13 protein-coding genes are annotated in these 16,167 nt (G+C 39.9%); 11 read left to right on the top strand and 2 right to left on the bottom strand.

What is annotated here, in order from left to right:
* Positions 1-550 precede the first annotated feature (550 nt).
* From AABI99_RS06165 to AABI99_RS06145, 5 genes are all read left to right on the top strand, one after another.
* Entirely contained in the window at positions 551-2,140 is a 1,590-nt protein-coding gene (locus AABI99_RS06165; RefSeq protein WP_338364528.1) for an ABC-F family ATPase, read from the top strand.
* Positions 2,141-2,289: 149 nt separating this feature from the next.
* Positions 2,290-2,772: a 5-(carboxyamino)imidazole ribonucleotide mutase gene (gene purE / locus AABI99_RS06160; protein ID WP_338364488.1), complete on the top strand. Its 483-nt coding sequence runs from the start codon at positions 2,290-2,292 to the stop codon at positions 2,770-2,772.
* Between the two features lie 2 nt (positions 2,773-2,774).
* Complete coding sequence (locus tag AABI99_RS06155; protein ID WP_338364486.1) at positions 2,775-3,926, top strand: 5-(carboxyamino)imidazole ribonucleotide synthase; 1,152 nt, start codon at positions 2,775-2,777, stop codon at positions 3,924-3,926.
* 115 nt (positions 3,927-4,041) lie between these two features.
* Entirely contained in the window at positions 4,042-5,205 is a 1,164-nt protein-coding gene (locus AABI99_RS06150; RefSeq protein WP_338364484.1) for an endonuclease/exonuclease/phosphatase family protein, read from the top strand.
* 104 nt (positions 5,206-5,309) lie between these two features.
* Positions 5,310-7,814: a prolyl oligopeptidase family serine peptidase gene (locus AABI99_RS06145; protein ID WP_338364482.1), complete on the top strand. Its 2,505-nt coding sequence runs from the start codon at positions 5,310-5,312 to the stop codon at positions 7,812-7,814.
* A 24-nt stretch (positions 7,815-7,838) separates the two neighbouring features.
* Here the strand turns inward: AABI99_RS06145 and rrtA are convergent, their stop codons facing one another.
* A complete protein-coding gene (rrtA, locus tag AABI99_RS06140) occupies positions 7,839-8,429 on the bottom strand; it encodes a rhombosortase (RefSeq protein WP_338364480.1) in 591 nt (196 codons plus the stop codon).
* 97 nt (positions 8,430-8,526) lie between these two features.
* Between rrtA and ggt the strand changes: the two genes are divergently transcribed.
* From ggt to AABI99_RS06125, 3 genes are all read left to right on the top strand, one after another.
* Positions 8,527-10,305, top strand: coding sequence for a gamma-glutamyltransferase (gene ggt / locus AABI99_RS06135; protein ID WP_338364479.1), 1,779 nt, complete (start codon positions 8,527-8,529; stop codon positions 10,303-10,305).
* A gap of 142 nt (positions 10,306-10,447) precedes the next feature.
* Positions 10,448-12,142 (top strand): NAD-dependent malic enzyme, encoded by a 1,695-nt coding sequence (locus tag AABI99_RS06130; protein WP_338364477.1) that lies wholly within the window; start codon positions 10,448-10,450, stop codon positions 12,140-12,142.
* Between the two features lie 152 nt (positions 12,143-12,294).
* On the top strand, positions 12,295-13,023 hold the full coding sequence (locus AABI99_RS06125) for an SIMPL domain-containing protein (protein ID WP_338364475.1): 729 nt from the start codon (positions 12,295-12,297) through the stop codon (positions 13,021-13,023).
* 1 nt (position 13,024) lies between these two features.
* On the opposite strand, the gene AABI99_RS06120 is transcribed toward AABI99_RS06125, so the two are convergent.
* Entirely contained in the window at positions 13,025-14,377 is a 1,353-nt protein-coding gene (locus tag AABI99_RS06120; protein WP_338364474.1) for a DUF2254 domain-containing protein, read from the bottom strand.
* Positions 14,378-14,496: 119 nt separating this feature from the next.
* Here AABI99_RS06120 and AABI99_RS06115 point away from each other — a divergent pair, with 119 nt between their 5' ends.
* The 3 genes from AABI99_RS06115 to AABI99_RS06105 all read left to right on the top strand — a co-directional run bounded on the left by AABI99_RS06115 (position 14,497) and on the right by AABI99_RS06105 (position 16,160).
* Positions 14,497-14,871, top strand: a complete 375-nt coding sequence (locus AABI99_RS06115; RefSeq protein ID WP_338364472.1) for an MAPEG family protein — start codon at positions 14,497-14,499, stop codon at positions 14,869-14,871.
* An 11-nt stretch (positions 14,872-14,882) separates the two neighbouring features.
* Positions 14,883-15,512 (top strand): sulfotransferase, encoded by a 630-nt coding sequence (locus tag AABI99_RS06110; RefSeq protein WP_338364470.1) that lies wholly within the window; start codon positions 14,883-14,885, stop codon positions 15,510-15,512.
* Positions 15,513-15,587: 75 nt separating this feature from the next.
* Complete coding sequence (locus AABI99_RS06105) at positions 15,588-16,160, top strand: tRNA-(ms[2]io[6]A)-hydroxylase (protein WP_338364468.1); 573 nt, start codon at positions 15,588-15,590, stop codon at positions 16,158-16,160.
* Positions 16,161-16,167 lie beyond the last annotated feature (7 nt).

Below are 16,167 nucleotides of genomic sequence, written 5' to 3'. Positions count from 1 at the left end.
GCAAAGGCCTAAAAGGCTCAAAAGTGAAAAATTATCATTAAAAATAACGGCATAAATGAATAAATATTCACTGGACGTTAATGGTGTTTTTTATCTGTTAAGAGGTTGGTGGTATTTAATTAAGAGCTACGTAAAAAGTACTGAAAATACGAGGTGTAAACAACTTTTTAAATGAGATAAATTCAAGTTGAGTGAAAATAAAACACTAGTGCAAATGCTCTAAATGGCATTTTAAATCATAAACATATACTCAGAAATCTATTTTTTGAAATGCTTTGCGATAAACAATCGACTTATCAAGTTAAACGGTTTAATCAACTGTATTTTTAGCCCTACAATGGCGCAAATAAAAACACACTTCTGCGTATCTAAGTCTATTTTCAGTTGAATAAACATTCACCTGTTTTCAAGTCACTATTTTATGGGTCTAATGTGCGAAATAGGGCCCTGTTCATCACTTTTCAACTTTAAACTTTCATAGAAAAAAAGCCGTATTTGGTTTAAACTGCGCGCAATTTAAATACATCATGTCCCCCTGGAGGGTAGCGCTATTATTAGTACAGCTAACATCACCATGCAATTTGGTGCTAAACCGTTATTTGAAAACATATCTGCAAAGTTTGGCGAAGGAAACCGTTACGGTTTAATTGGTGCAAATGGCTGTGGTAAATCTACATTTATGAAAATCCTAAGTGGTGAATTAGAGCCATCTTCGGGTAACGTAAGTACAGATCCAAATGAACGCGTGGCTAAACTAAACCAAGACCAGTTTGCTTACGAACAATACTCTGTAATTGATACTGTGATCATGGGCCATAAAGAATTATGGGATATTAAACAAGAGCGTGACCGTATTTACTCATTACCAGAGATGAGTGAAGAAGACGGCATGAAAGTAGCCGATTTAGAAACTGAATTTGCAGAAATGGACGGCTATTCAGCTGAGGCTAAAGCCGGTGAGCTTTTACTAGGCGTAGGCATTGGTACTGAGCAGCATTACGGTCCAATGTCAGAAATTGCACCTGGCTTCAAACTACGTGTATTACTTGCACAAGTCCTGTTTTCTGACCCTGATATTATGCTACTTGATGAGCCTACCAATAACTTGGATATTTACACCATTAAGTGGTTAGAAGATGTGCTTAATCAACGCGATTGTACCATGATCATCATCTCGCATGACCGTCACTTTTTAAACTCAGTATGTACGCACATGGCTGACATTGATTACGGCGAGCTTCGTATTTATCCAGGTAACTACGATGAGTACATGTTTGCAGCAACCCAAGCGCGTGAGCGCCTATTAAGTGAAAATGCTAAAAAGAAAAGCCAAATTGCTGAACTACAACAGTTTGTGTCACGCTTTTCTGCAAATGCATCAAAAGCTAAACAAGCAACATCTCGTGCCAAACAGATTGATAAAATACAATTAGAAGAAGTGAAAGCCTCTTCTCGCCAATCGCCATTTATTCGTTTTGAACAAGAAAAACAGTTGTTCCGTAATGCATTAGAGCTGAGCAATCTTAGTCAGGGTTTTGAAGAAAATACCTTATTCTCTAATTTAGAGGGCTTAGTGGAAGTAGGTGAACGTATTGCGATCATTGGTGAAAATGGTGTGGGTAAAACAACACTACTTAACACGCTTGCAGGGCGTTTAGCTCCTAAGTCAGGTGAGTTTAAATGGTCTGAAAACGCGAATATTGGTTATTACGCGCAAGATCATGCCGACGAGTTCGAAAAAGACATGAACTTATTTGAGTGGATGGAGCAATGGCAACAAGAAGGTGACGACGAGCAAGTTGTTCGTAGCTTTTTAGGCCGTATGCTGTTTTCACAAAACGATATTAAAAAGTCAGTTAATGTTATTTCTGGTGGTGAACAAGGCCGTATGTTATTTGGTAAAATTATGATGCATAAACCAAATATATTGTTAATGGATGAGCCAACTAACCACATGGATATGGAATCTATCGAGGCATTAAACCTTGCATTAGAAGCTTATGAAGGCACATTATTATTTGTATCACACGACCGCCAATTTGTATCATCGATTGCAACGCGCATATGGGAAATAAAAGACGGCCAAGTGATAGACTTTAGAGGTACCTATAGTGAGTACCTAGCAAGTAAAGAGGTATAAACCTTTTTCACCTAGCACCTTTTAAAAGCCATGTTTAAACATGGCTTTTTTGTTTTTGTGAGTCGCAATTAAACTTTGTTTGGGTATAATACCCGCCTAAAACCGGACATAAGTCCGCTATTTTTAAAATACATTACTGAGGAGTATTTATGACTGTTGGCATTATTATGGGCTCTAAATCAGATTGGCCAACCATGGAACACGCAGCGCTCATGCTCGAAAAATTTGGTATTGAGTACGAAACAAAAGTGGTCTCTGCACACCGCACTCCTCAACTTCTTGCAGATTATGCAAACTCTGCAAGCGATCGCGGCATAAAAGTGATTATTGCAGGCGCTGGCGGCGCAGCGCATTTACCGGGTATGGCAGCAGCATTTACTTCGCTACCAGTGCTGGGTGTTCCAGTTAAGTCGAAAGCGTTAAATGGTGTTGATTCGCTGCTTTCTATTTGCCAAATGCCAAAAGGCGTAGCAGTCGGTACATTAGCTATTGGCGAGGCAGGGGCTGCCAACGCAGGCTTGCTTGCAGCGCAAATTTTAGGGTGCCAAAACCCAGAAATTTTTGCAAAAATTGAAGCATTTCGTAAAGAGCAAACCGAGACTATTTTAGCTAACCCTAATCCTGCAGAGTAAAAATGAAAATTTTAATTTTAGGTGCCGGCCAACTTGCGCGAATGATGAGCCTTGCAGGCGCCCCCCTTAATTTAAATGTGGTTGCGTACGACGTAGGCAGTCAAAAAATTATGCATCCGCTAACCGGTGAAATTTACACAACCACACTGGAGCAGGCGATTAGTGACGCCGATGCGATTACCGCTGAGTTTGAGCATATCCCAGATGACGTACTTACGCTGTGCTGTAATAGTAATAAATTTTACCCAGGAAAAGCTGCCATAAAAACCGGTGGTGACCGTGCATTAGAAAAAGCGTTACTAGATAAAACAAACGTAGCATGTGCGCCGTATCAACTGATCACAGAAAAAGCGCATTTAGAATTAGCAGTTAAAAACCTAGGCAAACCGCTGGTTATTAAAACGTGCCAAGCAGGGTACGATGGTAAAGGGCAGTGGCGTTTAAAATCAGATGATCAAATAGAGCAAATTTGGTCAGAAATGGCTGATTTTATTGCCTCTGGCACTAAAGACACCCCGCACAGCATTATTGCTGAAAAAATGATCCCGTTTGACCGTGAAGTCTCTATTATCGGTGCACGCGATAAGCAAGGTAATGTGGCCATTTACCCAATTACAGAAAACGAGCACACCAATGGTGTGCTTACTTTATCAATTGCGGGTAAACATAACAGACTGATTGGGCAGCAGGCCCATAGTGCATTTACAAAAATTGCCAACGAGCTTAATTATGTTGGCGTACTTGCCATTGAGTTTTTTGATGTAAACGGCACTTTACTGGTTAACGAGATTGCGCCGCGAGTTCATAACTCAGGGCACTGGACCCAGCAAGGCTGCCATTGTTCGCAGTTTGAAAACCACATGCGAGCGGTTGCTGGTTTACCACTCGGTAATACAGAGCTTAAGCATATTACCGCCATGATCAACGTTCTGGGCCAATCAAGTATTCCTAGCGAAGTTTTAAAAGTTAATGATGTAACTAGCCACTGGTATGGAAAAACAGCTAAGCCTGGACGCAAAATGGGGCATATTAATGTATCTGCAGATAACATTAATAACCTTGCCGATAAGCTTGGGCAACTTGCCGATTACCTACCTGAGCAAGAGTACCCTGGCATTTTAAAAACTGCTACTGCACTTATGCTAAGTGAGTAAGGGCTGTAATAAATTAGTTAAATACCGGCCTTGGCCGGTATTTTTTTGTCATAAAAATAGGTATTCGTACTGTTATACTGGTAAAGTCTATTTTTTAATTTTTTGAAGTAAAAAAATGAAACATAAATTACTGTCTAGCGCATTAGCCCTTGCTGCTTCATTTAGTTTAAATGTTACAGCCAGCCAAAGCCTTCGTATTGCCACCTTTAATGTAAGTATGGATGCCACTAACCACACGGCAAAAGGTGAACAGGTTAATCCAGATGCGCTCGCTAATGCGCTAAAATCAGACCACCAGCAAATAAAAAATGTTGCGGAAATAATTCAGCGTGTTCGCCCTGATATTATTTTGCTAAACGAGTTTGACTACATACCAAAATCACAAGGTATTGAATACTTTAAAAAACATTACTTAACGGTTAGCCAAAATAACCAACAAACTATTGATTACCCCTATAGTTTTATAGCTCCTGTAAATACGGGTTTAGCCACCGATTTTGACCTAGACAATAATGGTAAAAAAACGAAAGTAATGGGTGATGCTCAAGGCTTTGGCTTTTTTGAAGGGCATTACGGCATGGCTATCTTGTCAAAATACCCAATCAATCTAGACAAGTTGCGTACATTACAAACCTTTAAATATAAAGATATGCCCAATGCGCAAATGCCAATAGACCCTAAAACAAAAGAGAATTGGTATAACACGAAAGAATGGCAAGCGCTCAGACTTAGCTCTAAATCGTTTTGGGATGTACCCGTTGTCGTAAACAATAAAACAGTGCATGTACTTGCCTCGCATCCAACACCGCCAGTGTTCGATGGCGATGAAGACAGAAACGGCAAACGTAATCATGACGAAGTTAGGTTAATTGCCGATTATGTCGCTAATAAAGCCTATATTTACGACGATAACGGCCAAAAAGGCGGATTAAAAGCAAACTCTCGCTTTGTTATTTTAGGTGACTTAAACGCAGCACCAGAGGGCGATAAGGCACGGGTTAATACCACCAATCAAATTTTAAAAAATCCACTTATAAATTCGCAATTTATACCGCAAAGCGCTGGTGCTAAAGAGCAATACACTCAGTCATACGCTAAGCACTTTACTGCTAACTGGCAGGCACGAGTAGATTATGTATTACCTTCTACTTATGGGTTTAAAGTACAAGGTGGTGGTGTGTTTTGGCCAACTGAAAAAAGCGAACAATATAGGTTGATTAAAGACAGAAACGCATCGAGCGATCACCGCTTAGTGTGGCTTGACTTAACCATAGAGTAAACTCTGCTTTACCTCATAAAAGTGCTGTTTATCTTAAAAAATTGCAATAACTCAAGTGCTTCTGCTTAAATACGGGTCAATTATAATAACCGTTCAGAAGCACTATGATTTTTAACCTCACGTCATCAAAAACATTAGTAGCGCTTGCTGTAACCTCAAGCATTATGCTTGCAGGTTGTAGTGCTACCGCGAATACCTCATCATCGCAAGAAAGCGCTTTACCTACAACGAGCGTTGCCGTGGTTGTAAACACGCCTGCTGATGTAGGCTCGCAAAATATTACGCTAGAGCAAGCAATGGCCGATCCTGACTGGATAGGCAACCAGCCTAAAAATGCGTATTGGTCTAGTGATTCAGCCACTATTATTTATGCTCAAAAGCAGCAAGGCAGCAACCTGAACGATATTTATAGCCAGCCAATTAACAGTAAAGATGCTCAGCAAGTGCCGCTTGATAAGCTGCATACTGTCGGTGCTTCTAAAGCTGTTTATTCATCAGATAGAACACTTCAAGCTTATACGTTTAAAGGCAATGTTTTTGTTAAAAACCTAACAACGGGTGAACTTAAGCAAATAACAGCGACTTCAGCTAATGAGTCTAAACCACAGTTTTTAAATAATGGCGATTTAGTGTACCGCCAAGGTAATGTGTTTTTTAAAGTAGATTTAAAAACAGGGCTAAGTACAGAGCTTGCTAACTTAAAATTGACCGATAAGCCAAAAGGGTTACAAGAGCCAAGCACTTACATAGCAAAAGAGCAACATAAACTGATTGAGTTTGTCGCGCTGCAACATAAAAATAAGCAAGACGCGCAAACACGAAATGAGCAAATTAAAACGCAGAATAGCTCTATTGCAAACACCGCTTATTACTTAGGTGAAGGTAACGTTATTAAAGAGGCGCAACTTTCGCCAAATGGCGATGCCTTACTTGTAGTTGTACAAAAACAACAGTCGTGGCGTGGTCAAAGCGACATAATGCCAAACTACATTACAAATGATGGCACGATTGAGCCTAAAAAAGTGCGCCGTCGAGTGGCTGATGCAAAAGAGCAAACATCAGCGCTTATTTACATAAACTTAGCGGATAAAACACAAACACCTTTGAGCTTTAATACACTACCAGGTTTTGATGAAGACGTTTTAGCTGATGTTAAAAAAGAAAACTATGCACGTGATGGTAAAACGTATAAATCTAAAAAGTCACCACGTGGTATTAATCTAATAATGGACTGGGGTTTGAACCAAAGTGCAGTGCTTTGGAATGATGATGGTACGCAAGTGGCCATTATGCTTGAAGCTTGGGATAATAAAGACCGTTGGATAGCCACAGTCGATTTTGAAAATAATAAGCTGGTTTCTCAGCACCGCCTACATGATGATGCTTGGATAGCCTACGCGTTTAACAACTTTGGCTGGTTACATAATTCAAATACTTTATATTACCTTTCTGAAGAATCGGGCTATAGCCAGCTTTACAAAAAACCGCTTAATGGCAAAGCAACCGCTTTAACAAGTGGTCAGTATGAAGTATCGGACATTACGTTAACCCATGATAATAGCGCTATTTATTACAAGGCAAACGTAGAGCACCCAGGTCTTTACGAAATTTACCGTGTTAACCCACAAACAGGTAAAAACGAGCAAGTGACTGACCTAAACGGTATGACCGACTACACATTGAGCCCTGATGAAAGTAAGTTACTGCTTAAGCATTCTAAAATTACCATGCCAACAGAGCTTTATGTTGCCGATGCGAAAGCCAATACGCAGGCAACACGTTTAACTTACACGGTATCGGAGGAGTTTTTAGCTAAAAAGCTCACCGCACCTAAAATTGTGGCTGTGCCATCGAGTCATACCGACCAGCCAATTTACGCAAAAGTGTATTACCCAAGTGACTATGTAGAAGGTGAAACCGGTAAAAAGCGCAAAGCGGTTATTTTTAACCACGGAGCAGGGTACTTACAAAACTCACACATGGGTTGGTCTGTGTATTTTCGTGAGTTTATGTTTCATTCATTACTCGCTGATGAAGGTTACATAGTGATGGATATGGATTACCGCGCTTCTAAAGGCTATGGCCGCGATTGGCGTACTGCAATTTATCGTCAAATGGGTACACCTGAAACGCAAGATTTAGCAGATGGCGTAAAATGGATGGTAAAAAACGCCAATGTAGATACTAACGCAGTAGGCACTTACGGTGGTTCATACGGCGGGTTTATGACTTTTATGGCGCTATTTACAGCCCCAGAGTTATTCCAGTCTGGCGCAGCACTTCGCCCAGTAACCGATTGGGCGCATTATAATACGGCGTACACAGCAAATATATTAAACCACCCAGATGTAGACCCGATTGCGTACGAGAGAAGCTCACCAATTTATTATGCTGAGGGTTTAAATAAGCGCTTATTAATTAACGCGCCTATGGTTGATGATAACGTGTTTTTTCAAGACTCAGTGCGTTTAGTGCAGCGTTTAATTGAGCTTGAAAAGCAAAACTTTGAAACGGCTATCTTCCCAGTTGAGCCACATGGCTTTGTACAGCCATCGAGCTGGTTAGATGAATACCGCCGTATTTACAAACTATTTAAAGAAACACTTTAAAATGAGTAAAAAAACGCCACTAAATTAAGTGGCGTTTTTATTTTTTAAATACTTTAGTAGTAAAGGAGCAGCAAGTACCATGCCGCCTAACGCGCCAATTAAGTGCGCATCAATGGCTACGGTTGAATTAATTAATTGGCCAATACTGGCATCGGGGCCACTAACTTGCTCCATCATTATTTTTATCCACACACCTACAAATAGCAAATAGCCAGATTTAAGCCCTAAGGTAATATCTTTCACCGCCCCCCAAATAATGACACCATGCAAAAGCGCGCTAAGCCCTGTGTATATAAATATAGAGGGGCAAAACCATAATACGCCGAGCCCACACCATAGAGCTAAAAAACACGTATTAAAGGCATAACGTGCTGGATTTGTATATTCGCCATGCAGTAACCAAATTAAAAATACACCTAATGCATTTAACCCTAAATGTGCCCAATTAGCATGAACAAATTGACTGCTAAACACTCGCCAAACTTCTCCGTTTTCAATTAAAGCTCGGTTAAATTCAAGTAAATAATTTAAATCAAATGCAGCAAAAATAATGCTAAAAATAATCAAAAATAGGGGAGGAAGTAAATAACGAAGTTGGAGTGGTAAATTCAGCATTTTATTATATTTTTTTAGTCAAAATTTTTGCATATTGTGCCCGTTTAACTTTAAGATGCCAATTACAACTATGTAATTAAGTGTTTTTAGTATTTTTATGCATTTTAAACTTAAGTCATTATTTACCATTGGCCTGTTTGCAGTAACGCTGCCAACAATAGCCAAAGAGCCTGCAAAAGTAGAAATTCGCGAACCAGAAGCCACCACATCAATTGTACAAAAACAATTAGTAAGCGGTGAGCAATATATGGTGGCCGCAGCCAACCCTTATGCCTCACAAGCGGGGCAACAGATTTTAGCTAAAGGCGGCAGCGCAGTTGATGCGGCCATTGCAACGCAATTAGTGCTGACCTTAGTAGAACCACAATCATCAGGCATTGGTGGGGGTACATTTATGATGTACTACAACAAAGCCGATAATAAACTAACTAGTTTTGATGGGCGTGAAACAGCCCCTCAAAATGCAGATGAAAACTTATTTTTAGATAAGCACGGCAAAGCCGTAAAATGGATAGAGGCTGTAGTTGGTGGTCGCTCGGTCGGTGTGCCAGGGATTTTACATGCGTTTGCCAATGCGCATAAACAGTACGGCAAACTTGCGTGGAGCGAGTTGTTTAAACCCGCTATTAAACTTGCTGAGCAAGGCTTTGAGGTGTCGCCACGTTTACACGGTTTATTGGCACGACAATTAAACCCTGGTGTAATGACTATGCCGGTGATTAATGAGTATTTTTACCCTAATGGCGAACTAATTAAAGCGGGTACTATTAAAAAAAACCAGCCCTTAGCAAATCTATACAAAGACATAGCTAAACAGGGCATTGATGCATTTTATAAAGGCGATAACGCGAAGAAAATGGTAAATGCGGTGCAAAAATCAAAAATTGCGCCGGGTACATTAAGCGAGTCAGATTTAGCGAACTATAAAAGTAAGCAACGTGATGCAGTATGTATTGAATACCGCGCTTATAATGTGTGCTCAATGGCCCCACCAAGTAGTGGCGGTGTGGCAGTTTTGCAAATTTTAGGCTTGCTTGAACACAAAGATATGAGCGCGCTTAAGCCTAACAGCGAAGAAGCTATACATTACTTTAGCCAAGCTTCACGCATTGCATTTGCCGATCGTGATATGTACATGGGCGATCCAGACTTTACGCAAGTGCCAACAAAAGAGCTTTTAGATAAAAAGTACATTGCATCACGCGCTAAGCTTATTACTGAAAAAGACACAAAAGCAGCCGCAGGCAACCCAGTGGGTTACTTAAGCTACGCCGAAGATGACTCTTATGAGCTACCCTCTACATCACACGTATCCATTGTTGATAGCTTTGGTAATGCGGTATCAATGACCAGCTCAATTGAAATGGCGTTTGGCTCAACAGTGATGGTCAATGGTTTTATTTTAAATAACCAATTAACCGATTTTGCACTTTCACCACGTATCGATGGTAAACTCGTGGCTAACCGCGTTGAAGCAGGTAAACGCCCACGCAGCTCTATGTCGCCGGTCATGGTGTTTAACAACGATGGTAGTTTACGTTTAGTGGTTGGCTCGCCAGGTGGCAGCCGCATTATAGACTACGTAGCGCAAGTGGTTATTGGTGTACTGGATTGGGATTTATCCGCACAAGAGGCAATAAATCTGCCAAGAACGACCAATCGTAACGATTATACTAGCCTAGAAAAAGGCACTGCACTTGAAACCATTGCACCACAATTAACTAAACGTGGCCATAATGTGCGTGTGCTTGATTTAAACTCTGGCCTACATGCCGTAGAGGTTAGAAACAGTAAATTGTACGGCGGTGCCGATCCGCGTCGTGAAGGGATTGCTTTGTCGGATTTAACTGACAAAAACGCCACTATCAAATTTTAATTTATGTATAATAGCCATGCAGGCAGTGAGGCCTGCATGTGTTTTCTCTCAATGGTCTGACAAGCTTAATTGTCATTGCAATTTAACCTTTTACAATGATAATGGCAGATCATAACTTAAGACTCCGTTAAAGCCTGGAAATATGACAACTAATACTGATCCTAATTACCTTTATATTCCTTACTCTGGCCCTGGCCTAATTGAAACGCCGCTTTTAAACAAAGGCAGTGCATTTAGTAAAAAAGAGCGTGAAAACTTTAATCTTGCGGGTTTACTTCCGCCTCGTTTTGAAACCATTGAAGAACAGGTAGAGCGTTGTTATCAGCAGTATTCAAGCTTTAACGATAACTTAAATAAACATATTTATTTAAGAGCCATTCAAGATAACAACGAAACACTTTACTACCGTTTAGTGCGTGATCATCTTGAAGAAATGATGCCTATTATTTACACGCCAACGGTTGGTGATGCCTGTGAAAAATTCTCAGATATATACCGCAGCGCCCGTGGTTTATTTATCTCTTATGAGGATCGCTATCAAATTGATGATATTTTACGAAATGCCACTAAAGGCAAAGTAAAAGTGATAGTCGTTACCGATGGCGAGCGTATTTTAGGATTAGGCGATCAGGGCATTGGTGGCATGGGGATCCCAATTGGTAAATTATCACTTTACACAGCGTGTGGTGGTATTAGCCCAGCATATACGTTACCTGTAATGCTAGATGTAGGTACCAATAACGAAAAACTATTGAACGACCCAATGTACATGGGTGCGCGTCATAAGCGTATTGCACAAGACGAATACGATGAGTTTTTAGATTTATTTATTAAAGCGGTTAAACGTCGCTGGCCAAATGTATTACTGCAATTTGAAGACTTTGCTCAGCCAAACGCTATGCCACTACTTAAACGTTACCGTAACGAAATTTGTAGCTTTAACGATGATATTCAAGGTACTGCAGCAGTAACCGTGGGCTCTTTACTTGCCGCGTGTCGTGTTAAGGGCTCAAAGCTCAGTGAACAAAAAGTGGTATTTGTTGGTGCTGGCTCTGCAGGCTGTGGTATAGCAGAGCAAATTATTAGCCAAATGGTGTTTGAAGGTATTAGCGAAGCTCAAGCACGCAGCCAAGTATTTATGGTTGATCGTTTTGGATTGGTTACTGAAGGCATGCAAGGCTTACGTGATTTCCAATTAGCACTTGCACAACCGCAAGCTGCATTAAGTGATTGGACATACAGTGGTGAATACGCCTCATTATTGGATGTAATGCACTGCGCAGCACCTGATATTTTAATTGGTGTATCGGGACAACCTGGCTTATTTACTGAACAAGTGATTCGCGCAATGCACTCAGGGTGTGAGCAACCAATTATTTTCCCATTAAGCAATCCATCTAAACAGGTTGAGGCACACCCAGCTGATGTTATTAAATGGACTGAGGGGAAAGCGCTAGTTGCAACAGGTAGCCCATTCGAACCCGTTGAATTTAATGGTGAAGTGTTCCCAATTCCACAGTGCAACAACAGTTATATTTTCCCTGGTATTGGCCTGGGTGTAATTGCTGCAAAAGCAACACGCATTACTGATGCAATGCTGAGTATGTCGAGCGAAATGCTAGCTGAGTCATCACCACGAGCAAACACCGGTAAAGGTAGTTTATTACCAGCCCTAACTGAAATTGAAACCTTAAGTAAACGTATTGCATTTGCAGTGGCTAAAAAAGCAATAGAAGAGGGCGTCGCTCTTGAAATTAGTGATGATGCTTTGTGGGCGGCCATTGATAAAAATTACTGGCTTCCTGAGTATCGTAACTATAAACGTTGTAGCATTTAATTACCTGCAGTAACGTAAAGGCTATAAGGCTGTACATCGGGTTACAGCCCTTAACAAAAAACAGGCAATTGCCTGTTTTTTTGTGCTTGTTCATTTATTGTTAACCACGTAGGCTCTTTAATGGTGACAACAAAAACACAATGGATAATGCAATGAAAACACACATTTTATTATTAGCGAGTGCACTTACTGCAAGTGCTATGAGCACTAATGCGCATGCAATCTCAACACCTAATGCGCCTCACATATACGTTAAAGGTGAAGCAACCATCACTACCATGCCTGACTACGTACAACTAAGCGTTGGCATAGTTGAAATAAACAAAGATCTCATTGATGCTAAAAACAAAGCCGATAAAACCATGGCAAAGGCGATCAAATTAGTAAAAGAGCTTGGTATTAAAGACGGTAATATTAACGCAGGGCATATTTCTATTAATCGTGAAAGCCAATACAACAGAAGCTCTGGTGAGCAAGAGTTTAAGGGCTTTAGAGTATCACGTACGTTAAGTGTTAAACTTTCACAAATCGACAAATACCCTCAGCTGTTACAAAACCTCGTAAATAACGGTATTAACCAAATAAATAATACTCAATTTTTAGCGAGCAATTATGAAGAGCTGCTCAAAAAGGCGCAAAAGCTAGCCACTAAAGATGCACGTAAAGCGGCAAAAGAGTTAAGTGCAGATTACGGCGTTGAATTAAAGGGCTTATACACAGCATCATTGAGTCCTATGAACATACCCGCTCAGCCTTACGCACGCGCAGAAAAAACAATGATGATGGCAGATAGCGCACCGAGAAATTTTGTTCCTGATGCGTATCATGCTGGCGAAATTAAAGTAACCGCATCGAGCTATGCAGTATACTTTATAGAGTAGACTAAACGTTGTGGCGCTCAAACCGCGCCACTAATTTATCGCCTTGGGCTTTGCTAATGCGAGCAATCGCATTAAGCATATTTGTAACTTCTTGCCTGTCGTATTGATTACTCACATGCTCATTTATATCATCAACAATGGCCTCTAAGTAATTAAATAGGCTGTTTTGGGCAGCTTCATCTTTATGTGCGACAAACAATATATTTTTAAATGCCTCTAATACGTTCGTCATAACATACGCATCGTTTTTTGCGTAATTACGCAGTGGCGTAAAGTTATCGTGCAATAACTCATCAAAACTGGTTTCGTGTATAAAAAGTAACGGGGCGTTATCGCTGTGTTTAAACGAATAATTTGTATCGTTTAATGAGAGGCGCTCAATTAATAAAATGCTAAGCATATCAATCGATTTAACCGCAGTGCCGGGATCGTTAATTCCTGGGCTCATTGCCTTAACGGCAATTTCAGAAATCTGCGTTAACCCATACCTATAATGATCACTAATGTACTCTTCTATGTAAAAAATAAAGCAATCTAATATTTTTGCGACAAGTTCTTCGTTGTTAGAAATGTCTTTATCGCATTTTAAAAACGGATAGCCTTTAACGGTAAAATAGCCTTGGTTTACCGAAATATACACCCGAATATTTTCTTCAGCTAAAATGGCGCATAATTTATCGGTATGAACGCCTTTATAGTAGCCTTCGGTGTTACTGCTGAGCGAATGCCATTGTGTAAAGTCAGGAAAGTCAGTGAATGGCTTTTCTGACTGTCTATCAACAATGGCTTTAAGCTCTTGTTTAGTTTGACCAAATAAGCCATTAAGTACATTATCTACTTGAATAGCTTTAGATATTGAGTGAATAAAAAATACAAATAACCCCAGTGACACTAAGCCAAACAGCAAAGAAAGTAACACCCCAAGTGATGGAATAGCGGTATCGCCGCCTTCAAGCTTATTAATATTTATAAGCATAATAATGGAGTAAATTATGCTACCTAAATAAAAGCCCAATACCATTTGATGCGATTTGCGAGTAATAAGGCCGGGTACCACACGCGGAGACAAGCTAGCACTCGCCGAGTTTAACACCACCATCACCATAGAAAAGCTAAACACCGTCAGCGAAATAATACTGCCCGCTAAGGTGCTCAAAATAGTACGGGCATTTTCAGCGCTATCTACAAGCACCACCGACATATACGACTTTAGTTGCTCTACGGGGGCAACATACTCAAGCGACATAGTAAGTACAGCAAAAAGTAAAAAACCAATAGAAAACATTGACGGATAAAAACCAATACTGTTGATCATTTCACGGTAGCGATCGGCTACTTTACGAGGTGTAAACATAGATTCCTTTTTTATACGATAAAAACTTCAACATCTCACACTGTAGCATAGTTCCTTAGTAAACTTATGATTTTGCAAAACTATGGTATTATTACAAAAAAATAAATTAGGATATCAATGTGATAGTTTCAACGTATGCGGCGCTTTTAGCGTTTTACTTTATTTATTTGAGTTATAACGTAATAAAAATTCGTCGCAGTGAGCAAGTATCACTTGGCGATAATGCCAACCCTCAATTGCAACGTGCAATACGTGCCCATGCTAACTTTATGGAGTATGTACCCTTTGCCGTTATTTTACTTTTTTTAGCAGAATATCAAGGCCTTGCAAGTCATTACTGTAACCTACTCTGTGGTGCATTATTAGTGGGGCGTGTATTTCATAATTTAGGCATAGTCGAAAATAACCTCAAGTATCGTCAAATTGGCACCATTGCCACTTTTTTAGTGATAATAATATCCGCCTTATTATTGCTAATAACACGCAATAGCTAAGTAATTAGTATATGAGTAAAATATTTATCATAGGCCTGCCACGAACGGGCACAACAAGTGTTTGCAATGCTTTTTTAGAGTTTGGCATTACCACTGCGCATACAGCTTACACTACGCATTGTTTTGAAAATGCAAAAGCAATCGCCGACACTCCAATTTTTAATGACTATCAAGTACTCGATAAGCATTATCCCGGTGCAAAGTTTATTTATTTAGCTCGTGAAAAAGCCCCATGGATTGCCTCAATTAGGCAATTATTACTGCGTATGCATACTAATTTAACGCGTACAGACGGCGGCTTTAATATTCATATAAAACGTTGTTATTTAAATACATTTAAAAACCTATCAATTGAAAATATTTATCAAGATGAGTATTTAGCTAAGTGTTACAACACACATTTAACTCAGGCGCGTGACTATTTTAAACACCGCAGCGATGATTTTTTAGAAATCGATATAGCAAAGCCACACAGCTTTAATGCCCTTAAAATGTTTTTAGGGATAGAAACACATTGCACCGATTTTGAAAAAATGAATATGGGTGGCAAAGTCACGGCCTGGAACGATATAAAACACCCGCTAAAAATCGACTCGACAGCAAAAGGGCGCATAGATAAGCATTTACCTTATATGCTTTAATTTTGCTCTAGCTTGCAAGATTTTTACTATTAAATACGCTAAAATCCCCGCATTATTTTTTAAGTAGTACAAAAAATGTTTGAATTAAAATACAACACCCCCTTTGAGTGGACTGAAGCGGTTTTAGCCGACTTTAATACATTTTTACAAGATCACGCCGCTGCTGAAAAAAAAGCATCGGGCATGGCCGTATCTATGCTCTCTCATTACCCAGATAAACGTAAACTGGTAAAAGCGATGACAGATTTGGCGCTAGAGGAGTTAATTCACTTTAAACAAGTGCTAAAACTCCTTACGGATCGTAATACCACTTTAGGTGATGACAAAAAAGATCCCTACATAAAGCAAATTCGCGCGTTATTTAGACATGGCCGCGATGGATTTTTAATGGATAGATTACTGGTTGGCGGTGTGATTGAAGCACGTGGGCATGAGCGTTTCTCTCTCGTTGCACAAGCTTTGCCAGAGGGTAAAGAAAAAGACTTTTATGTGGCGATTGCTAAATCAGAAGAAAAACATAAAAACTTATTTGTTGAGCTTGCATACGAATACTTTGATAAAGAAGAGGTTGATACTCGACTGGAAGAGCTACTCGTTGCAGAAGCCGAAATTTGTAAAAACATTCCTTTTACAGCCGCGCTGCATTAATGCATAT

This window comes from uncultured Pseudoalteromonas sp. (assembly GCF_963922945.1).
Classification (GTDB): domain Bacteria; phylum Pseudomonadota; class Gammaproteobacteria; order Enterobacterales; family Alteromonadaceae; genus Pseudoalteromonas.
This window is presented reverse-complemented; position numbering and strand designations above follow the sequence as displayed.

Excerpts from the sequence above, each read along its gene's own strand:
- purE (WP_338364488.1), top strand. The coding sequence starts at position 2,290 with ATGACTGTTGGCATTATTATGGGCTCTAAATCAGATTGGCCAACCATG.
- AABI99_RS06155 (WP_338364486.1), top strand. The coding sequence starts at position 2,775 with ATGAAAATTTTAATTTTAGGTGCCGGCCAACTTGCGCGAATGATGAGC.
- AABI99_RS06150 (WP_338364484.1), top strand. The coding sequence starts at position 4,042 with ATGAAACATAAATTACTGTCTAGCGCATTAGCCCTTGCTGCTTCATTT.
- AABI99_RS06145 (WP_338364482.1), top strand. The coding sequence starts at position 5,310 with ATGATTTTTAACCTCACGTCATCAAAAACATTAGTAGCGCTTGCTGTA.
- rrtA (WP_338364480.1), bottom strand. The coding sequence starts at position 8,429 with ATGCTGAATTTACCACTCCAACTTCGTTATTTACTTCCTCCCCTATTT.
- ggt (WP_338364479.1), top strand. The coding sequence starts at position 8,527 with ATGCATTTTAAACTTAAGTCATTATTTACCATTGGCCTGTTTGCAGTA.
- AABI99_RS06130 (WP_338364477.1), top strand. The coding sequence starts at position 10,448 with ATGACAACTAATACTGATCCTAATTACCTTTATATTCCTTACTCTGGC.
- AABI99_RS06125 (WP_338364475.1), top strand. The coding sequence starts at position 12,295 with ATGAAAACACACATTTTATTATTAGCGAGTGCACTTACTGCAAGTGCT.
- AABI99_RS06120 (WP_338364474.1), bottom strand. The coding sequence starts at position 14,377 with ATGTTTACACCTCGTAAAGTAGCCGATCGCTACCGTGAAATGATCAAC.
- AABI99_RS06110 (WP_338364470.1), top strand. The coding sequence starts at position 14,883 with ATGAGTAAAATATTTATCATAGGCCTGCCACGAACGGGCACAACAAGT.
- AABI99_RS06105 (WP_338364468.1), top strand. The coding sequence starts at position 15,588 with ATGTTTGAATTAAAATACAACACCCCCTTTGAGTGGACTGAAGCGGTT.